Raw genomic sequence first — 19,914 nt, 5'->3', positions numbered from 1 at the left:
TGCTGCGTCAGAACTGGTAGATCGCGGTCAGCCGAACCGTCTGGTTGGAAAGCTCGACCTTGCTGCCAGGACTGACGAAGGAATTTGTGGTGATGTCGCCGATGGTGCCGCCGAAACCGGCGCCGCCAACAGCGATGTCCACCGACTTGTACTGGTCGTAGAGATATTCCGTGCGCAGGCGCAGGTGCTCGCTGGCCTTGAGCTCCACGCCGCCGCCGATCGAAAAACCATAGACGGTTTTCGAAACGCCTGAGCGTGTGACCGTGGCGGCGCCGGCGAGCGGCGCGCTCGGAGAGTCGGCGACCACACCGAAGATGCTCGCGCCATAGGTGTCCGAACTCTTGCCGATGGCAAGGCCACCGGCGACGAAGCCGCGCAGCGCCGGCGTGATTTCGTAGCCGGCCGTCATCCTGACATGCCCCATCGTCTTGACTTCGGAGAAGAACAGCCTGGTGCCGATGCATTCGAAGTGCCCGACGCCGAGCTCGACGAAATTGATCGGCGGGGTCAGACATTCCGGGCCGCCGATCGTCCTGTCGCGACTGAAGCCGTTCTTGAGCTCGTAGTCGCCTTCGATGCCGAGCACGACGCGCCCCCACTGATGCGCGTAGCCGGCGACGAGGTGACCACCCGTCGAATCGCCCTCGAATTCATTGGACGGCGTGACGTCGAGCGAGCCGTTGGTGACGTTGTTTTGCATATGCAGGAAGTTGGTGGCGTCGGGGAAGCCGAACCTTCTGGCGGTTCACCGCCGCCGAAATAGACACCGGCCCAGTCGCTCTGCAGATAGGCGGGGTGTTCGGCCAGCTCGTCGTCCTGCTGGAACTGGTAGATGGCGGAAAGCCGCACGGTATGGCTCGAATAGTCGACGCGGTTGCCGGGGGAGGTGAAGGAATTGGTCGTCACCTCACCGATCGTGCCGCCGAAGCCGGCGCCGCCGACGGCGATGTCGTGGCCCGGGTATCTGTCGTAAAGATATTCGCCGCGCAGCATCAGGCCGTGGCCGACTTTGACCTGCAGGCCACCGCCGACCGTGAGGCCATATATGGTTTCGCCGATGTCGCCGCGGGTAACGGTCGCGGCGCCGGCAAGCGGCGCGCTCGGCGAATCCGCGATAAATCCGCCTGCCGATGCGCAAATAAGCTCCGGGCTTTTGCCGACGGCAAGGCCGCCGGTCCGAAGGCAAGCAGCGTCGGCGTTAGCTCGACGCCGACCACGCCGCGCACATGGCCGAGTGTCTTGACGTCCTCGAAGAACGTGCTGAGGCCGACGCAGCCGAAATTGCCAGGAGTGATAATGGGCGGGTTGCCGCAAGTCGGGATGCCGGGACTACGGCCGTCGGAAAAAGACGGTCCGAACTCATAATCGGCCTCGGCGCCGAACACGAACCGGCCCTTCTGGAACATGTAGCCGGCCAGCACGTGCCCGCCGATCGTATTGCCCTCATGTTCGAGGTCCGGGACTTTCTCGAAATGCGCGATGCCTGGCGCCGTGCTGTCGTCCATTGTCAGACGGTCGGTGCCGTTCGGAAAGTCTTCCTTGTTCTTGCGGAACGACACGCCGCCGCCGACATAGACGCCCGACCAGTCCCCGGCCATGACAGGATATGACGCCGACGTCAGAAACGCAGCAGCGAGCGCAATCTTGCTCAGATCAAAATAATTCATTGTGTCCCCCGACAGCAATACGGTTGCATATCATGCTGATGTCGGAATCCGGTATGGCCAAATTGCAACGCGAATTCGCCAAAGCTGCTGATATAAAGAGCTATATATATAAATATTGCAGATAGTTTCGATGTATAGAAATACAATTTAAAATATATTGCGCATTATATTTAGCTAATGAAGTAGGACCTCAACGTTCCGTCAGCAGGCTTGCGACTCGGTTTGAGAAACCGTCGCGCCGGCCCCTTCGTCACTCGGGCTACGGAGGGAGGGCTGCGACAGCACACGGTCGAAGCTTGATTGGCACTTCGAGCTGCGCCTCCTTGCGGTGCTGCGTCGCGATAATTTCGACAATGTACACACAGGCAAAGGTGATGCCTCGGGCGGCTTTGGAGGCCGCTCCGCCGCGCTCACTTGCCGTCGAAGAAACTGCGGATCGCGGCTTCCAGCTTCTCGATGAACTGAGGGTTGTGGCAGCTTCCCGCCCAGATCATGGCGTTCAGTCGCATATCCCGGTTGAGGAAGTTCACCTTCCTGGTCTCCAGCAGATATTCCGCGATGTCGAAATGCCGTCCCTTGATGGCCTCGATCAGCGCATTGTTGCGCCCGGTCTTGTCCATCAGATTGACGTCGGCGCCATGCTCCACGAGCAGTTTCACGACGTCCAGATGCCCGTTCTTGGCGGCTTCGATCAGTGCGGTGCGGCCGTAATAGTCGGCGCGTGCGTTGATATCGATTGCGCGATGCTTCACCAGGGCCGAGATGGAAGCGTAATGGCCCTTGGCCGCGGCCAGGCTCAACGGCGTGCTCTTCCATTTGTTGCGGGAGTTCACGTCGATTTCGGGGTGCTCGATCAACGCTTCAACCGTCGCCGTGTGGGCATTGAGGGCCGAAAGATGCAGCGCCGACCAGCCGCCTTCATCCGCTTGGTTGATATCGGCGCCGGCCGCCAGCTCCGATTGCACGGCCTCCGCATCGCCCTTCTCGGCGGCGACCAGCAGGCTCGACCACCCCCTGGCCTCTTCGGCTTCCAAGCTTTTGGTCAATGCTGTGGCTCCTGATGCGCCTTGCCCAGAATACCACACATCGTGCCGGTTTCGGTGGTTTTCCGCAACGGGATCGGCGACAAACCCTGGAAGCAATGGCCGCTCGCGCGAGCGGCCATTGCTTTGGCACGGCTATGCCGGCTGCAGCGCTGACTTGCGCGGCAGAGGCGGGAAGGCGATGGCAATTCCTGCCGCGCCAAGCCCGACAACGGCCGAGCCGATGAACAACCAGGAATAGCTGGCATAGGCATCGAACACCATGCCGCCGGCGAGCGGTCCGAAAGCCATGCCGAGGCTGGACAGCATGGTGGCGGCGCCGAGCACCGTGCCGATGATGCGCGGCCCGAAATAGTCGCGCGCCAGCACCGCGTAGAGCGACATGACGCCACCATAGGTGGCGCCGAAGATGACGGCCAGAATATAGAATTGTTCGAGCTGCCTGACGGCGAGATATCCGGCAATCACCACCGCCTGGATCGCCAGCCCGGCGACCAGCACCGGCTTGACGCCGATACGGTCGGCAAGCACGCCATAGAGCAGCCTACCGCCCAGGCCGGCAAGACCCTCGACGCTGTAGATGGTGACTGCTGCCATGGGTGCTACGCCGCACAGCATGGCATAGCTTACCATGTGGAAGATCGGGCCGGAGTGTGCGGCACAACAGGCAAAGAAGGTGAGGCCGAGCACGATGAACTGCGGCGAGCGCAGCGCCTGGCCGACCGAAATGCCGGGGTCGTCGGCGGCGAGGGCGGCGTCGCTGCCGTCGGCGACAGGGACAGGTGGCTGGCGCACCAGGAAGGCGACCGGCAACAGCAGCACCCAGGCCATCACGCCGATGTCGAACATGGCGGTGCGCCAGGCATAGGCGGTGATCAGCCAGCCCGCGAAGGGCGAGATCGTCATTGGTGCCACACCCATGCCGGCCGAGACCAGCGACACCGCAAGGCTGCGATTGGTGTCGAACCAGGCCGTGGTCAGCGCGATCATCGGCGCGAAGAAGGCGCTGGCCGCGAGCCCGACCAGCACGCCATAAGTGAGCTGGAACGCCAGCAGCGAGCCGGAGCGGCTGGCCAGCACCATCGCCAGCCCGAGCAGCAGCGTGCCGGCGAAGACGACGGGGCGGGCGCCGACGCGGTCGTAGATGGCGCCCCAGGCAAAGCCGCCGAGGCCCATCACCAAAAAATTCAGCGTCATGGCGCTCGATATGCCGGCGCGTGACCACTGCGTGTCGAGCGCCATCGGCTCCAGGAAGATCGCCAGCGAAAACATCACGCCGATGGCGACACAGCTCATCAGCGCGCCAGCCGCGACGATGACCCAACGATAAGAAGGCTTCATGATTTGCTCCCGAAATCAGTTCGATGCGGCGCGACGTTTTTCGTGCCTTATCGCCCGCTTACGTGCGAAGGACGCTGGCACGACTTCGAATCCGACAATCCGGTTGCATTTTTTATCTGGTTTGCGCCGCAGCGAAGCGCGGCAGGTCCAGCGAATTGACCCGACGCTATCCTAACCTAGATTGAAGCCATTGCGATCAGGAGGAGTGAGACAATGGAGCTTCATCGGGGCCGTCTTATCGACCACATCCAGCTCGTCGTGCGCGATCTGAAGGCGAGCCGGCGCTTCTACGGCGCGGTGTTCGAGGTGCTGGGCATCCCGGTCGGCGGCGAGGCCGAGGATTACTTCTGGGCAGACGAGTTGTTCATCTCCAGCGCCGACAGCCGAGCGGCGAGGGGGCAGCTGACCGGGCGCCACCATTTGGCCTTCCAGGCTAAAGACCACGCCATGGTCGAGGCCTTCCACAAGGCCGGGCTCGCGGCCGGCGGCCAGGACAATGGCGCGCCAGGCGAGCGGCCCTACCACCCCGGCTACTACGCCGCCTTTCTGCTCGACCCCGACGGCAACAACATCGAGGCGGTGTTCCATGGTGAGGCGAAGCGCAGCGCCGCTTCGGTGGAGATCAATTTCTAGGCCGGCCATCGGTGATCTTGGCACAAGGCGGCCATTGTCGCCGCGTTCGCGCGCTGCTTGCAGGATTATTCCTTCACCGCGCCGGTCATCGAGGAAACGTAGTGCTCGACGAAGAAGGAATAGAGCACGACGACCGGCAGCGAGCCGATCAGCGCTCCCGCCATCAGCGCCCCCCATTCATAGACGTCGGAGCGGACCAGCTCGGTGAGAACCCCGACCGGCACGGTCTTGTTTTCCGACGACTGGATGAACGTCAGCGCATAGATGAACTCGTTCCAGGACAGGGTAAATGCGAATATGCCGGCGGAAATCAGGCCCGGCACCGATAGCGGCAGCACGATCTTGGTGAGGATCTGCCACCGGCTCGCCCCGTCGATCAACGCGCATTCTTCCAGCTCGAACGGGATGGAGCGGAAGTAGCCCATCAACAGCCACGTGCAGAACGGGACCAGGAAGGTGGGGTAGGTGAGGATGAGCGCAAAGGGCGTGTCGTAGAGCCCAAGGTTGAACACCATCACCGACAGCGGAATGAACAGGATCGATGGCGGCACCAGATAGGCGAGGAACACCGCCAGGCCGACCTGCCGCGCCCCGGAGAACCGCAGCCTTTCGATCGCATAGGCGGCGAACACCGATGCCAGCAGCGACAGGAAAGTGGCGGCCGTCGAGATGATGATCGTGTTGAGCAGCCAGCCCGGATAGGACGTCTCGAAGAGCAGGTAGCGGATGTGCTCCAATGTCGGATGCACGACCCAGAACGGATTGAAATTCTGATAGTCGGTCATCTCCAGATTGGGCTTAACTGCGGTGATCGTCATCCAGTAGAACGGGAACAGGAGCACGATGACGAACACCAGCAACGGCAGATAGACCGTCACCACGCGGCGCGGCAGGCTCTGCAGGTAGCCCATGCCGCCTTCGTCGATTTCCGGACGTTTCGCTTTGGTGGCCATGTCAGTCTGCGCCGCCCTGCTGCCATTTGCGGCGTTGCAGGCCGAAATAGCTGAACAGGATCGCCGCCAGCAGGAACGGGATCATGGCGACCGCGATTGCGGCGCCCTCGCCAAGCTGGCCTCCAGAAATGCCGCGCTGGAAGGACAGCGTCGCCATCAGATGGGTGGCATTCACCGGCCCGCCGCGGGTCAGTACATAGATCAGCTGGAAATCGGTGAAGGTGAACAGCACCGAAAACGTCATGGTGATCGCGATGATCGGCGTCAGCAGCGGCAGCGTCACATAGCGGAACAATTGCCAACGGCTGGCGCCGTCAAGCGTGGCGGCCTCGTAGAGGGACTGGGGTATGGTCTGCAGGCCGGCGAGCAAGGTGATGGCGACGAAGGGAATGCCGCGCCAGACATTGGCCGCGATCACCGAGGCGCGCGCGTTTGTCGGATCGCCGAGGAAATTGATGCGGTGGTCGATCAGGCCCATCTGCTGGAGCGCCCACGACAGGATGGAGAACTGCGAATCGTAGATCCACCAGAAGGCGATGGCCGACAGCACGGTCGGCACCACCCACGGCAGCAGGACGATCGCACGGAAGAACGATTTGAACGGCAGGTTCTGGTTGAGGATGAGCGCCAGCCAGAGGCCGAGCACGAATTTCAGCAGCGAGGCGCTGGCCGTGTAGAGCAGCGTGTTGAAGACGGAGAGCCAGAAGACGCCGTCGCTCCACAGATACTCGTAGTTCTCGACGCCGATGAAGATGCCGGGACGGCCGATGCGGGCATCGGTGAAGCCAAGCCAGACACCGAGCCCGAGCGGATAGGTCAGGAAAACCAAAAGCAGCGCCGCCGCCGGCAGCATGAAACCGAAGCCGAGCGCATTGTGGCTTTCGGACAGGCGCGAAAGGATCGACGGACGCGGCTGGACGGCGACGGACGACACGGCCATGGGACAATTCCTCAGGAGGCTCCTTGGTCGGCCCGGGCGGCCGCCAAGCTATTTCAGGAACCGGATCGGGCAGCATGGTGGCGGCTGCCCGGCTCGGTCGTGCGCTCAAACGCGGTAGTAGCGGTTGGCGCGCTTTTCCGCCTCTTCCATCGCCTCCTGCGGCGTCGCCTGGCCGGTCACGGCCTTGGCGAACATGTCCACCAGCACATAGTCGGCCATGGTCGCCGCCGAGGCATAGCCGAGCGGTCCGGCATAGCCATTGGGACGCAGTGTCGCCGAGGCTTTGGCGTAGGCGGCATTGTTCGGATCGGCCGTCCACACCGGATTGTTGTCGAACGCCTTGAGCGTCTGGCAGCAATAGCCCGCCGACGAGGTGATCCAGTCCGTCATCTGCGGATCCTCGAACATGAACTGCAGATAGGCCTTCGCCGCATTGGGGTAGGGCGTGTAGTCGAAGATCACGGCAGTGGTCACCTGGAACAGCTCGACGGGTTTTCCGACCGGGCCGATCGGCAGATTGGTAGTGCGGATGTCTTTGGCGATTTCAGCCAGTTTCGGATCATTGTCCTTGTTGATCTTGGCGGTGTTGTAGGCGGAGATGCCGTTGGCGATGACGCCGAGTTCGCCGGCCAGGAAGGCACGGTTGTTGTTCACGTCGAGCCAGCTTTCGGTGCCGGGAATGAAGGTCTTGTAGAGCGCCTGCGCGTATTCGATCGCCTTCAGCGTCTCGGGGCTGTTGATGGTCACCTTGCCGCTCTCGTCGACCATCTGGCCGCCATGGCTCCACAGCAGCCAGTGCGCGTAGTTGTTGCCGTCGCCGACGCCATGGCCATGGGTGAAGCCGGCCGGATGGCCCTTCGCCTGCAGCGCCTTGCAAAGCTCGAGGAAGCTTGCCGTGTCCTTCGGAAACTCCGAAAACCCGGCTTCCTTGACCCAGCTTTCCCGGTAGACGATGGCATTGCCTATGGTGGCCAGCGGCAGGCCTAGGAACTTGCCTTCCCGCGTCGCATACTGCTTCGGACCGTCGTACCAGCCGCCGTATTTTGTGCCCAGATGTTCACCCAGTTCCGTCACGTCGTGCAGCTTGTCGGGATACTGGTGCGGGTCGTCGAACCAGACGAACATGAGGTCCGGACCGGAGCCGACATTGGCGGCCACCGCTGCCTTGGGGCGAATATCCTCCCAGCTTTCCTTGTCGACGCGGACCTCGACGCCCGTCGCCTCGGTGAACCGCTTGGTGTTTTTCAGCCACTGGTCCTCGTCGCCCTGGACGAAGGGCGACCAGCGTAGCAGCCTGAGCTTGGCGCCGTCCTCCGGCTTGTACTTCAGCCCCTCCTGGGCGAAGGCGGGCGAACCGACGAACCGGCTTCCCAAGGCTCCCGCCGCCACACCGGCAGTCGTGCGGATCACGTCGCGTCTGGTGAATTTCATGGTCGTTTCCTCCTCTAATGTTCCTCGATGTATAATTCCTACTGCCCGGCGCGGGTTTCCAGTCGCTGCCCGGTTTCGCCGTGAAACAGGTGGATGAGGCCAGGTTCGGCGGTGAGCCGCACGGTCTCGCCCGGCGTGAAGGAATGACGTTCCCGGAAATTCGCGACGATGTCCTCGCCGCCGGGCGTGCGGCCGATGAGCTGCACCTCCGACCCGGTCGGCTCGACGACCACGACGGTGACCGGAATGCCCTGGTCGGACAGCCTGAGATGCTCGGGCCGTATCCCCAGCACCACCGGCTCACCCTTGCCGGTGGAAGGCAGCCTTGCCAACGGCACCGAAATCCCGCCGGCACCTCGAAAGGACGGCGTGCCGTCCAACGCGATTTCGCCCTTGAGCATGTTCATGGCGGGCGAGCCGATGAAACTGGCAACGAAGAGGTTGTTCGGCCGGTCGTAGAGTTCCAGCGGCGGCCCGATCTGCTCGACGATGCCGTCATGCATGACCACGATCTTGTCGGCCATGGTCATAGCTTCGATCTGGTCGTGGGTGACATAGACCGTCGTGGTCTTGAGGCGCTGGTGCAGTTCCTTGATCTCGGCGCGCATCTGGACTCTCAGCTTGGCGTCGAGATTTGAGAGTGGCTCGTCGAACAGGAAAACCGCGGGATCGCGCACGATCGCACGGCCCATGGCGACACGCTGGCGCTGGCCGCCGGAAAGCTGGCGCGGATAGCGTGCCAGCAACGGCACCAGCCCCAGGATTTCGGCCGCGCGCTGGACGCCGGCGTCGCTCTCCGCTTTCGCAACACCCTTGAGCATCAGCGAGAACGCCATGTTCTCCGCGACTGTCATATGCGGGTAAAGCGCGTAGTTCTGGAACACCATCGCGACGTCGCGTTCCTTGGGCGCGACGTTGTTGACGATACGCTTGCCGATCGCGATCTGACCGCGCGAAATCTTCTCCAGGCCGGCAATCATCCTGAGAAGGGTCGATTTTCCGCAGCCCGACGGCCCGACCAGAGTGACGAACTCGCCGTCGTCTATATCGACGCTGACCCCGTGCAGGATCTCGACGGTACCGAATGATTTATAGACTTCGCCAATTGCGACAGACGCCATTTATGACTCCTCCCAACGATTTCCCGACGCCCCTGAGGAAACCGTTCCAGTCCGCCCGCGACAGCCTCCAGTCCCCTCTGGTCACGCGACAGACTCAGCGACGGTAGCGCTACCAAAGCGGCCTGTAAACCCGCGCTGTGGCAAGTGCTTAACTTCGTCGCCCATGTGGTGAATCCGACTGCACTATTTCCCGTTCACAAATGCCAGCACCAGCCTCTGCAAATTCCCTCCGGGGCCGAATTCGACGCGGTCGAAGTCGCGGCTGGCCTGCCGCTGCGCTTGCGAGAGTTCGGAAAGCCTGTTCGTCAGCTCCGTACGGATCTTCTTGCAGCCGGGGTCATCGGCGACGGTGAGGCCGACGCTCACCGCCTCGATCTTGCGCACCATGTCGACGATCTGCGCGCCGTGCACCCTTTCGTGGGCGGCCAGGCCGGCGATAAACACCTCCCAGCCCTTGCTCTCGGCCGCCGGCAGAGGGCCGGCGGGCTTCGGCAGCGTGTAGGTGATGATCAGCTTCGGCCGGGCCGTTTTGAGCACGCAGGCACCGCCCTCGGGCCGGTAGTCCCTGGTCCAGGTCAGCTTGAAGTTGGTGTGCGCGATGACGCGGACCTTGTTGCCGACGACGTCCTTGCCGATCAGCGGTCCGCGCTCGCCGATCGAGCCGTAAAGTTCAGGCGCCGTCTGCCCGGTGATCGCATAGGTTTCGACCTTTTCGACCGGCTTCCAGTCGGGGGCCAGTGCCGACACAGACGGCAACAGGGTGGCGAGGAGGATGGCTGGCTTCACGGACCCACCATGCCTGTATCGTCCCAGCCGGCGCGTTCGAGGCCGGAGCGCAGGCGCTCCCCGTCCTCCGGACGTCTCAAGTGAAAGTCCGCAACGATATCCTCCACGGTCAAAGCTGAATCCAGTTGACGCCCCTCCCTGACGCAGGCCCTGGCCCTGTCGATGTCGCCGCCAAGCGCATGGCATGCCGCCAGCCGCGCCCAATGCCAGGCATTCTTGCGCGGCAGGCAGGAAAAGGATGCCGCCGCTTCCCGGTAACGTCCAAGGACAAGCAGCGCCTCGCCCCGGTCGAAATAGTACCACGCAGGGTGCATCGGGTTGAGTTGGACGGCCTGGTCGAGCAGCGCCAGGCCGGCCTCGCCATTACCTTGCAATACCTGGAAGAAGCCTGTCTGGGCAAGCGTGTCGGCATCATAGGGGTTGAGGTCGAGCGCGCGCGCGAAATGCTTTTCGGCGGCGTCGTATTCGTCGCGACCCCTGTAGAGCAGAGTAACGGCGAGAATCCTGTGGCAGCGTGCTTCGTCGGGGCTGAGGGCGGTTGCGTGCAACGCCCGGTCCCGCGCCTCGTCGAGCACCGCGCGCGGCGCTGCGGAATAGCGACCGATGATCAGATCGGCGAGCGCAAGATAGGCGTGCGCCAGGCCCGAGCCGGGGTCGCGTTCCAGCGCCTTGACGAAATGCTGGCGCGCCTCCTCGTTGACGCCCTCGCCATAGCTGCGCAGCAGCGCTATCCCGCGCAAAATGTGGAAATAGGCCTCGACATTGGCGGCCGGCGCGGGCGGTGCGCGTCGCATGGCTGCGCTCTCGATGTTGGCGACCAGCGCCGTCGCGATCCGCTGTGCCACAATTTTCTGAAAGGCGAAGATCTCGTTTGTCCTGAACGCAAAGGTCTGCGCCCAGACGCGGCAGCCGGACGCTGTTTCCGTGAGCTTGACGTGCGCGCTATAGCCATCCTCGGCGCTCTCGACGCTACCTTCCGCCACATAGTCCGCGCCGAGACGCCCGGCAGTCGCCGAAATGTCCTGCGCGGAGTGTTCGGCAAGCGCGAAGGCCGAGTGCCGCGCCAGCACCGCGATGGTCTTGAAGTAGGAGAGCGCGTTGGTGATCTCCTCGACCGCGCCGTCGAAGAGCGGCTTTGCCTTCGCATCGGCAGGATCGACGCGAAACGGCAGGATGGCGACCATCGGCTCGGCCGCGCGCCGGGCTTCCGCCGCGACGGCGGCTGGCGGTTGGGAAATGGGCGGGCCGGCTTCAGCGGCCTGGAACATGTAGCCGCGCCGGGGCACCGTGAGGACCAGCGACTGCGTCTCGTCGCCGATGCATCTGCGCACATCGCGAATGCACTGGGTCAGCGAATCCTCGCTGACGATGGTGTTCGGCCACACCGCCTCGAACAGTTCGTCCTTGCTCAGCACGCGGCCTGGATTGCGCACCAGGAAGGCGAGCAGCTCGAAAGTCTTCGGTCTGACCGGCACAATCTCGCCGTCGCGCCGCAGCGTGCCGCGCTCGATATCGAGCACCGAGTTGCCGATCCGCAGTGCCAAGCCCCTGCACCATCGCCGCGCGTCATTGCGCAGTAATCATCCGAGCGGCAGAAATCCGGCAAGGTCAAGTGCGAAAGATAAGGGAAAGGCGTTCCCACGGCCCCGATCGCATACCGGCCTCGGCAATGGCTGCTTCGTGCGCCGTCAGTCCGTCGAGATAGGCCAGCATCTGCATGGCCTCGCCGCCGCAGGATTCGACGCTGCCGGTCGACAGGATCCGGTGCATTTCTTCCCGCGCCATCGTCGACGGTGAAAAGGATTCGTCAGCCTTTAGATGCATGATCGGCCTCCAAGGTTGGAGCAAGGGCGCCAAGGGCAATGCTCGTCGGTCTTGTATTGCGTGAGCATCGCCGAACCGGCACCTCCGCGTCCTGAAACGCCGCTGATTTTTTGCTGAAATCGCGGTTCGGCCCGCCTTCGCCCTCTCACCGCCGCCAGAACGGGTTTGGCGATCTCAGCCTTGACTGAGCCACGGTCGAGATGATCCAGTCCGCTCCTCGGCGGCAGAAGCAGACAAGTTTGCCTGCACCTTCGTCATATCGATGTCTCGGCAAAGCCTGTCGCAGGGATGGATCGCTGGTCGCTAATCGCTCGCCAGCTTTTCCAACGAGGGGCAATGCGGCCGGGGACCGAGGGGGACGATCTCATAACCGGTGGCGATCAGCTGGAGTTTCATCTCGTCGAAATGCCGCTTTGAGCCGCTGACGATCGATTCAGGTGCGTAGTTCCAGCCGTTGCGGGCGGCATTAGCCAGGATGTCGGCATAGAGGCGCATGCTGGCGATTTTCACGTCCGACTCCAGCAACTGCCTGCATCCGGTTGCGAAAGACGGCGGCGGTGCGGCGGACAAACCCAGAATCGCGCATGCCAGCACTATGGAAACACGTCGCATGGAAACCTCCCTTGATTGCAGCCTGTTGCTGCAAGGGGAGCTTGCGCCCTGTGCGCCTGCGGTGGGATCGGCCAGATGCGGTGTTTTGGCTCCTGCATTTGTAGTATTTTGCTGCGGCAGGCGTTGATGATGTGCCTGTCCGCGGGCAGGGGACCGGCATGAACCACAACGCGACACCGGCCACGTCTTCACCTGTCCGAGCGTGAGCGCGCGGTGGCGGAGAAGTTTGCGACAGGCCTGACCTATCGCGAGATCGGCGAGGCGCTGTTCATTGCGCCGTCGACGGTGCGCACCCATCTCGCCGCGATCTATGAAAAGTTCGGCGTCCGCAACAAGGTAGCGCTTGCCGCGTATATCAACCGCGCCCCGGGCGTAGCGCCGGACGAGCCGTCGCCCTTGCCCGACGCCCTGCCGGTACTGGCCATATTTCCGATCGAATGCCTGAATTCCGAAGAGCGCTGGCGTCGCTTCGCCGACGGCTCGGACATCAGCATTGATCTCGCACGCTACGCGGATCTACCGGTGATCGCTTTCCACACCATGAAGTCGCTGGGCAGCAAGCCCGCCGATTTCGTGGCCGACGGCAAGGCGCTGGGCGCGGGGACGACCGTGTGCCAACCACCATGTTGCCCTTTATGCGACTTTGGCCGCAACGTCGATCGGCACGTTGCGGCCGATTACCCCCGGATCAGGTCTTGGCCTTGAAGCGCGCCGCCTCTTCCGAGCCGCGGGTGGCGTCGCCTGCGCTATAGGAATGCGCGCCCGCGCCGGCGAGCTTGCCGCCATCGACGATCAGGTATTCCTCACGGATCGGCCGGCCTTCGAACCAGCACTCCAGAATTTCGCGGGTGCCTGCGGCGTAGCGCGCCTGGGCGGAGAGCGACGAACCCGAAATATGCGGCGTCATGCCGTGATGCGGCATCGACCGCCATGGATGGTCCTTAGGGGCCGGCTGCGGGAACCAGACATCGCCGGCATAGCCTGCCAGTTGACCGCTCTCCAGCGCGCGGGCGACGGCGTCGCGATTGCAGATCTTGCCACGCGCCGTGTTCACCAGATAGGCGCCGCGTTTCATCCTGGCGATCATCGCCTCGTCGAAGAGGTTCTCCGTCTCCGGATGCAGAGGTGCATTGATCGTCACCACGTCGCAGATCCCGACCATGGAGGCGGGGTCCTTGTGGAAAGTGACGCCAAGTTCCTTCTCGACCGCCTCTGGCAGACGGTGGCGGTCGGTATAGTGCAATCTGACGTCGAACGGCTTCAGCCGACGCAACACCGCGCTGCCGATCCGGCCGGCGCCGACGGTCCCGATCTGCATGCCCTCGATGTCGTAGGAGCGCGCGACACAGTCGGCGATGTTCCAGCCTCCCTTGATGACCCACTGGCAGGAGGCGATGTAGTTTCGCACCAGCCCCAGGATCATCATCACCACATGCTCGGAGACGCTGATCGAGTTGCAATAGGTCACCTCGGCAACCGTTATGCCGCGCTCCATCGCGGCCTGAAGATCGACATGGTCGGATCCGATGCCGGCCGTGATCGCAAGCTTCAGCCTGCTTGCCTTGGCTATTCGTTCTTCGGTCAGATAGGCCGGCCAGAACGGCTGCGAGATGACGATTTCGGCGTCGACGACCTCGCGTTCAAAAACGCTGTCGGGACCGTCCTTGTCCGAGGTTACAACCAGGCTGTGCCCGGCGCTTTCGAGAAATGTCCTCAGGCCGAGTTCGCCCGACACGCTGCCGAGCAGCACCCCCGGTTCAAAGTCGATGGCCTTCGGCGTCGGAAGTGTCTGGCCGCCGGGATAACGGTCGAGCTTCGGCAGGCCATCCCGTGCATAGTTTGCTGGATAGCCGTCGACCGGATCGTCATAGAGGACGCAAACGACCTTTGCCATTTTCGTATCTCCCTTCGTCTGACAACGACGAGGAAGACGCTCGGATTCTGCCCGCCAAAACGACGACGGGCGGTCACTCCAATTTGTCCAGGCCAGTAGTGCCGCGCTTCCTCGTTCGGAAAATCGCGCGCTATCTATATTTAGATTAGATGGAAGAGCCGGCCGTGGTTTCAAGGCCAGCGGCAGGCAACACTCAGTGAAGACCTGTTGCCGGTTTCGCTCCGGCTCTCAACGGCGCCAGAACGGCTTGGCGATCTCCGTCCTGGCCTGTTCCATGGTCAGGCCGATGTCGTCGATCCGTTCCGGCGTGTCTCTCGCCATGAGCGCCAGCTCCTCGCGAAAGCGGGCGCGATCGAACCACGTTTCAATCAGGCCGATCAGGCCCGACTGGCGCTCAGGGCGGCTGAACGCGCTGGCCGGCGGTTGGCGAAGGTCGAGCTGCACGGCATCGTAAAGCTCGGATACGGTGGTCAGCATGGTTTTCATCGCTTTGCTCCTCGGCATGAATGGCCGTGTTCGGAGGGCATGCGAGAAGCTTCCGCCTCGGACGGCGATCGCGCCATCGGACAGATGCGGTGTTTGGGGTCCCGCATTTGTAGTATTCTGCGTCGGCAACAGTTGAAACCGTGCCTATCCGGTGGCAGGAAGTTTCTTCATGAACCGCATCGCGACGTCTTCACCGGCTGACTCGCTATCAGACCGCGAGCGCGCGGTGGCGGAAAGATTTGCCTCGGGCCTGACCTATCGCGAGATTGGCGAGGCACTGTTCATCGCCCCCTCGACCGTCCGCACCCATCTCGCCGCGATCTACGAAAAGCTTGGCGTCAACAACAAGATCGCGCTTGCATCGCACATCAATGGCGCCGCACGCATGGGGCTGGCTCCTTCGCTGGCCGACGCGTTGCCGGTGCTCGCCATGTTTCCGATCGAATGCCTGAGTTCCGAAGAGCGCTGGCGTCGCTTCGCCGACGGCCTGTCGTCGGACATCACCATCGACCTTGCGCGCTACGCGGATTTCCCGGTCATCGCTTTCCACACCATGAAATCGCTGGGCAGCGAGCCCGCCGATTTCGCCGCCGACGGCATTGCGCTCGGCGCCACCTATATCGTCTCGGGCCAGTTGCGCGCCGACGACCGACGGGTTCGGTTGACGATCCAGCTTGCCGACGCACGCAGCGGCGTCAGCCTGTGGAGCGAGCGCTATGACCGCCCGGCCGAGGACATCTTCACGCTGCAGGACAGCCTCACCGAAAGCGTCATCAATGTTATCGCCGGCAGCTACGGAGCGATCGCTACGGTCGGGCGCAACGCGGTTCGCCGCAAGCCGCCGGCCAGCCTGCGCGTCTACGATCTCTATCTGCTTGGCGTCGAACAGCACAACACCTTTAGCCGCGCCGGCAATGCGGAAGCGATCAGGCTGTTTTCACGCGCGCTCGAGCTCGATCCCACCTTCGCCAGGGCCTGGATCGAGCTCGCCTATTCCTATTCGATTCAGGCCTGTCACGGCTTCGGTGGCGATCTGAAGGGAGCGATCGAGAGGTGGCGGGCGGCGGTCGAAAATGCGCTTCGGCTCGACCCGATGGATGGCAGCGTTCAAACTTGCCTGGGTGATCTCATGGGATGCCTGGGCGATCTCGAAGCGGCGGAGCGTGCTTATCGGCGCGCCTTCGAATACGGCTCCAATCATGCCGACACGCTGGCGCTGCTGGCCGGCAGCAGAGCGCTGGTCGCAGGCGATCCGGCCGAGGCAATCCCGCTCATCGAGCGCGCCATGCGCCTCAATCCGCTGGCGCCACCCTGGTATTTCGGGCTGCAGGGTCGCATCCTGTTCACCGCCGGCAGGCATCGTGAGGCCATCGCATCGCTACATAGGGGCGCCCCGAATTCCGCCAACATGCTGATGTTCCTGGCGTTGGCCCAGGCGGCGGTTGGGGAGGGCTCGGAGGCGGCCGGGTTGACGGCCCGGTTGCATGCCGAATTTCCCGAGTTTTCGGTCGAACGCTTCATCGCCGGCTATCCCGTGACAAATCCGGACGCCGCGCTCGCCATTCGCCACGCCGCTGGGCTGGCGAAGCTCGGCTGAGATTCCGCAGTTCTGAAAGCCGAGGGAATTACGTCCAACCCGCAAACCGCTGCGGCCGCAGCCATCGTTACGCCGGGTTGCCGTCGCCGGAGAGCAGCGCCTTTCGCCAATCGCTAACGTCGCGGGCGTGCGCGAGGCGCTAAGGCTGCCAATCTCCCCCCTCGTGGGGGAGATGTCCGGCAGGACAGAGGGGGGCGCCGTAGGGCGCCAACCTCAGAGCATTGGCAAGGCCGCCGCCCCCACTTGCCCCTCACGCGCCTCTCGGCATAGCCTAGCATGGCCTGGGGAGGAGGGACCGTCGCTTGGACACCAATGTCGTCATTGTCGGCGCCGGGCCGGCGGGTCTTGCCGTCGGCGCCTGCCTGAGACGGGCGGGGGTGGACTTCATCATTCTCGAAAAGGCCCATGAGGTGGCGTCGGCCTGGCGCCGCCACTACCGGCGGCTGCATCTGCACACGGTGAAGGCGTTCTCCTCGCTGCCCTTCGTGCCGTTCCCGCGCGATCATCCGCGCTACGTGCCGCGCGAAAAAGTGGTCGCCTATCTCGACGCCTATGCCGAGCGTTTCGAGCTCCGGCCGCGCTTCGGCGAGACCGTGACGGCGATCCTGCGCGACGGCGATGGCTTCCTGGTCGAGACCGGGTCGGGCCGGCTGACATCGCGCCATGTGGTCATCGCCAGCGGCAACAATGCCGAGCCGATCGTCCCCAGTCTTCCTCAGATAGAGGCTTTCAAGGGAAAGCGGCTGCACAGCGCCGACTATACCGAAGCAGCACCCTTTGCGGGCCAGAAGGTGCTGATCGTCGGCATGGGTAACACCGGCGCCGAGATCGCGCTCGACCTTGCCGAGTCCGGCGCCCATCCGACGCTGTCGGTGCGCAAGGGCGTCCATATCGTGCCGCGGCAATTGTTCGGCGTGCCGATCCAGATGGTCGGCATCGCCAGCCGGCCGATGCCGCAGGCGCTGAACGACTGGATGTTCCCGATCATCCTCGACTTTGCGCTGGGCAAGCTCGAAAAGTACGGCATCGTCAGGCCGAAGCAAGGCATCCTCAAGCAGGTCGACGCCGGGCGCATCCCGGTCATCGATGTCGGCACGGTGGCGGCGATCAAGTCGGGCAAGATCAGCATCGCGCCCGACATCGCCGGCTTCACCGAGCCCGGCGCCTCCTTCACCGACGGCCGGCAGGAGGCGTTCGAGGCCGTCATCCTCGCTACCGGCTACCGGCCGGCCTATGACAAATTCCTGCCGGCGGAGTTGCGGCCGGCCAAAAGCGGCGTCAATCCCCGCGCTTCCGACCTCGGCCTCTATCTGGTCGGCTTCCACAACCCGGTCACCGGCCTGCTACGGGAGATAGGCCGCGAGGCGACCGCGGTGGTGGCCGACATCGAACGGCGGGGCTGACCGGAGACACCGTCGACAGCCCAGCGCGGCTCAAGCCTCGCCGGCTTCCCGCAGCAGCCACTGCCGCACCGCTTGCGTCGGCTCGGGGTGACGCTGCTTTCTCGGCACCACGACGTGGAAATCATAGGTGCCGCGCATGTCCGCGCTGACCGGCTGGACCAGCCGGCCAGCTGCGATGTCGGCCGCGACCAGGAAGCGGCTGGCCAGCGCGATGCCCTGGCCGGCGATGGCTGCATCGATGGCAAGGCCGGTCTGGTTGAAGCGCATGCGCTTGGCCTCGACCGTCATCTTCAGGCCGAGCGCCCGTTCCATGAACTCAGGCCACAGATTGTGCGCATCATGCAGCAGCACGTGATGCTGGATCTCGGCCGGCACGATCTCGCCGGCACCGGGCGGCAACAGGGCAGGGCTGCACACGGCAACGATCTGCTGCGGGAACAAAAGGTCGACGATGAGGCCGGCGCCGAAGGGCGGCTGTCCCTGCCGCACAGCGATGTCGACGCCGTCGGCTTGAAAACTCGACAGGCTTTCGCTGGCCAGGATGCGCAGGTCGACCATCGGATTGTGCGCCACGAATTCCGGCAGTTTCGGGATCAGCCATTTGGTGGCGAAGCTCGGCGTGACGCTGATCGTCAGCCGCGCCGGTTCCGGCCGCAGCAGCGCCGTCGCCTCCGAGATCAGCTCGAAGGCGCGGCGGATGTTCGGCACATAGGCGCGGCCCTCGTCGGTCAGCGCCAGGCCGCGCGGCAGCCGCTCGAACAGCTTTGCGCCGAGGCTGGCCTCCAGCCCGCGAATGTGCTGCGCAACCGCGCCCTGCGTCACGTTGAGTTCATGCGCGGCGAGGCGGAAGTTGAGATGCCGCGCCGACGCCTCGAAGGCGCGAAGCGCATTGAGCGGCGGCAGGCGAAGGAAGGCCTCGGGCATCGAGCAGTTTTTCTACAGTCTGATTTCAGGCTTTCTGGTTCGAGCCAGAGGCGAAAACCGGATATATCATGGCGGAGACATCGAGGATATCGCGGCGAGCCGCTCAGGAAGGACGGAAAAATGAGTGTAGAAAAAGTGGCAGTGGTCGTTGCCGGCGGCAGCGGCATGGGCGCGGCGGCGGCAAAGCGTCTGGCCGCGGACGGCTTCAAGATCGCCATCCTATCCTCTTCGGGCAAGGGCGAAGCGCTGGCGAAAGAACTTGGCGGCCTCGGCGTCACCGGCTCCAACCAGTCGAACGAAGATCTGCAGCGCCTTACCGACCTGACGCTCGAACGCTTCGGCCGCATCGACGTGCTGGTCAACAGCGGCGGGCACGGGCCGCGCGCGCCGATCCTCGAGATTTCAGATGAGCAGTGGCACACCGGCCTCGACGTCTATCTGATGAACGTCATCCGGCCGGTGCGCATCGTCGCACCGCATATGGTCAAGCAGAAGGCCGGCGCCATCATCAACATCTCGACCGCATGGGTCATCGAGCCGAGCCCGATGTTCCCGACCTCGGCCGTGTTCCGCGCCGGCCTTGCTGCCTACACCAAGATCTTCGCCAACACCTATGCCGCCGACAATGTGCGCATGAACAACGTATTGCCCGGCTGGATCGACAGCCTGCCGGCCACCGAGGAGCGGCGCGACAGTGTGCCGATGCAGCGTTACGGCACTTCGGAGGAGGTCGCCGCGACGATTGCCTTCCTCGCCTCGGACGGCGCCGGCTATATCACCGGCCAGAACATCCGCGTCGACGGCGGCATCATCCGCGCGGTCTGACGGCTTCGGCCCGCCGGTTCGGTTCGGCAAACCGGCAAATATCGAATTGGTGGTTGTCGGCCCGAAACCGAGACCCAGATTCCATCCCGTGGCAGATCTATCCCGATGCCGATCTCCGGTTGGAGCGCACCATGGCGTCGTAACCGGCACTCTTGCATCGGACACGGAGGACACCATGACACGCAACGACATCATTTCGGTTCTGGGGCCTGTGGACGAGGCCGTCATCGCCGACATCGCGCTGACCGGCGCCAGTCTCGAGGAATTGCGCGAAGCCTTCGCCTGGATCGGCGCCGACGAGGCGCTGGTCAACGAGGGCCATCCCTTGCCGGACGCCAGGGTGGCGCGGCTGATAGAGATTCTCGAAGTGCCGGAGGACGAAGATGGGCCGATGGCACCGGCGGCACAGGGGTTTGAGTAGGGCAGTGGGCGGC

21 protein-coding genes are annotated in these 19,914 nt (G+C 63.6%); 6 read left to right on the top strand and 15 right to left on the bottom strand.

Features of this window, described 5'->3' with window-relative positions; genetic code table 11:
• Positions 1 to 7: 7 nt before the first annotated feature.
• The 4 genes from D3227_RS20240 to D3227_RS20225 all read right to left on the bottom strand — a co-directional run bounded on the left by D3227_RS20240 (position 8) and on the right by D3227_RS20225 (position 4,051).
• Positions 8 to 700, bottom strand: coding sequence for an outer membrane protein (locus D3227_RS20240; protein WP_120016064.1), 693 nt, complete (start codon positions 698 to 700; stop codon positions 8 to 10).
• 292 nt (positions 701 to 992) lie between these two features.
• Entirely contained in the window at positions 993 to 1,667 is a 675-nt protein-coding gene (locus D3227_RS20235; protein WP_120016063.1) for an outer membrane beta-barrel protein, read from the bottom strand.
• Positions 1,668 to 2,077: 410 nt separating this feature from the next.
• Entirely contained in the window at positions 2,078 to 2,713 is a 636-nt protein-coding gene (locus D3227_RS20230) for an ankyrin repeat domain-containing protein (RefSeq protein WP_120016062.1), read from the bottom strand.
• Between the two features lie 132 nt (positions 2,714 to 2,845).
• Positions 2,846 to 4,051, bottom strand: a complete 1,206-nt coding sequence (locus D3227_RS20225) for an MFS transporter (RefSeq protein WP_120016061.1) — start codon at positions 4,049 to 4,051, stop codon at positions 2,846 to 2,848.
• Between the two features lie 213 nt (positions 4,052 to 4,264).
• On the opposite strand from D3227_RS20225, the gene D3227_RS20220 reads away from it, so the two are divergent.
• A complete protein-coding gene (locus tag D3227_RS20220) occupies positions 4,265 to 4,684 on the top strand; it encodes a VOC family protein (protein ID WP_120016060.1) in 420 nt (139 codons plus the stop codon).
• Between the two features lie 65 nt (positions 4,685 to 4,749).
• On the opposite strand, the gene D3227_RS20215 is transcribed toward D3227_RS20220, so the two are convergent.
• The 8 genes from D3227_RS20215 to D3227_RS20180 form a co-directional block, all read right to left on the bottom strand.
• Positions 4,750 to 5,637: a carbohydrate ABC transporter permease gene (locus D3227_RS20215; protein ID WP_120016059.1), complete on the bottom strand. Its 888-nt coding sequence runs from the start codon at positions 5,635 to 5,637 to the stop codon at positions 4,750 to 4,752.
• Between the two features lies 1 nt (position 5,638).
• Entirely contained in the window at positions 5,639 to 6,490 is an 852-nt protein-coding gene (locus D3227_RS20210) for a carbohydrate ABC transporter permease (RefSeq protein WP_425374531.1), read from the bottom strand.
• 192 nt (positions 6,491 to 6,682) lie between these two features.
• A complete protein-coding gene (locus tag D3227_RS20205; RefSeq protein ID WP_120016057.1) occupies positions 6,683 to 8,008 on the bottom strand; it encodes an ABC transporter substrate-binding protein in 1,326 nt (441 codons plus the stop codon).
• Between the two features lie 38 nt (positions 8,009 to 8,046).
• The gene (locus tag D3227_RS20200; protein ID WP_120016056.1) at positions 8,047 to 9,129 is read right to left on the bottom strand and encodes an ABC transporter ATP-binding protein; all 1,083 of its coding nucleotides are present in this window, start codon (positions 9,127 to 9,129) and stop codon (positions 8,047 to 8,049) included.
• Between the two features lie 183 nt (positions 9,130 to 9,312).
• Entirely contained in the window at positions 9,313 to 9,915 is a 603-nt protein-coding gene (locus D3227_RS20195; RefSeq protein ID WP_120016055.1) for a DUF922 domain-containing Zn-dependent protease, read from the bottom strand.
• On the bottom strand, positions 9,912 to 11,459 hold the full coding sequence (locus tag D3227_RS20190; RefSeq protein ID WP_120016054.1) for a winged helix-turn-helix domain-containing tetratricopeptide repeat protein: 1,548 nt from the start codon (positions 11,457 to 11,459) through the stop codon (positions 9,912 to 9,914). The genes D3227_RS20195 and D3227_RS20190 overlap by 4 nt, the downstream gene beginning before the upstream one ends.
• 64 nt (positions 11,460 to 11,523) lie before the next feature.
• Positions 11,524 to 11,739, bottom strand: a complete 216-nt coding sequence (locus D3227_RS20185) for a hypothetical protein (RefSeq protein WP_120016053.1) — start codon at positions 11,737 to 11,739, stop codon at positions 11,524 to 11,526.
• Positions 11,740 to 12,042: 303 nt separating this feature from the next.
• On the bottom strand, positions 12,043 to 12,351 hold the full coding sequence (locus D3227_RS20180; RefSeq protein WP_147377638.1) for a hypothetical protein: 309 nt from the start codon (positions 12,349 to 12,351) through the stop codon (positions 12,043 to 12,045).
• Positions 12,352 to 12,564: 213 nt separating this feature from the next.
• On the opposite strand from D3227_RS20180, the gene D3227_RS20175 reads away from it, so the two are divergent.
• Positions 12,565 to 13,056, top strand: coding sequence for a LuxR C-terminal-related transcriptional regulator (locus D3227_RS20175; RefSeq protein WP_245451809.1), 492 nt, complete (start codon positions 12,565 to 12,567; stop codon positions 13,054 to 13,056).
• Here the strand turns inward: D3227_RS20175 and D3227_RS20170 are convergent.
• Both D3227_RS20170 and D3227_RS20165 read right to left on the bottom strand, forming a co-directional pair.
• Complete coding sequence (locus tag D3227_RS20170) at positions 13,040 to 14,245, bottom strand: NAD-dependent formate dehydrogenase (RefSeq protein WP_120016051.1); 1,206 nt, start codon at positions 14,243 to 14,245, stop codon at positions 13,040 to 13,042. The genes D3227_RS20175 and D3227_RS20170 overlap by 17 nt on opposite strands.
• A gap of 228 nt (positions 14,246 to 14,473) precedes the next feature.
• A complete protein-coding gene (locus D3227_RS20165) occupies positions 14,474 to 14,731 on the bottom strand; it encodes a DUF1127 domain-containing protein (RefSeq protein ID WP_245451808.1) in 258 nt (85 codons plus the stop codon).
• 169 nt (positions 14,732 to 14,900) lie between these two features.
• Between D3227_RS20165 and D3227_RS20160 the strand changes: the two genes are divergently transcribed.
• A complete protein-coding gene (locus D3227_RS20160; protein ID WP_120016050.1) occupies positions 14,901 to 16,328 on the top strand; it encodes a LuxR C-terminal-related transcriptional regulator in 1,428 nt (475 codons plus the stop codon).
• A 302-nt stretch (positions 16,329 to 16,630) separates the two neighbouring features.
• On the top strand, positions 16,631 to 17,731 hold the full coding sequence (locus tag D3227_RS20150) for a flavin-containing monooxygenase (RefSeq protein ID WP_120016048.1): 1,101 nt from the start codon (positions 16,631 to 16,633) through the stop codon (positions 17,729 to 17,731).
• 30 nt (positions 17,732 to 17,761) lie between these two features.
• Here D3227_RS20150 and gcvA read toward each other — a convergent pair whose 3' ends face one another.
• Positions 17,762 to 18,655, bottom strand: coding sequence for a transcriptional regulator GcvA (gene gcvA, locus D3227_RS20145; RefSeq protein WP_120016047.1), 894 nt, complete (start codon positions 18,653 to 18,655; stop codon positions 17,762 to 17,764).
• A gap of 120 nt (positions 18,656 to 18,775) precedes the next feature.
• Here gcvA and D3227_RS20140 point away from each other — a divergent pair, with 120 nt between their 5' ends.
• Positions 18,776 to 19,480, top strand: a complete 705-nt coding sequence (locus tag D3227_RS20140; protein WP_120016046.1) for an SDR family oxidoreductase — start codon at positions 18,776 to 18,778, stop codon at positions 19,478 to 19,480.
• Positions 19,481 to 19,655: 175 nt separating this feature from the next.
• A complete protein-coding gene (locus D3227_RS20135; protein WP_120016045.1) occupies positions 19,656 to 19,901 on the top strand; it encodes a hypothetical protein in 246 nt (81 codons plus the stop codon).
• Positions 19,902 to 19,914: the final 13 nt, after the last annotated feature.

The sequence above is a fragment of the Mesorhizobium waimense genome, assembly GCF_003601975.1.
In the GTDB taxonomy this organism is placed as follows: domain Bacteria; phylum Pseudomonadota; class Alphaproteobacteria; order Rhizobiales; family Rhizobiaceae; genus Mesorhizobium; species Mesorhizobium waimense.
Note: the sequence above shows the minus strand (reverse complement) of the source record. Positions and strands in the feature narration are given on the sequence as shown.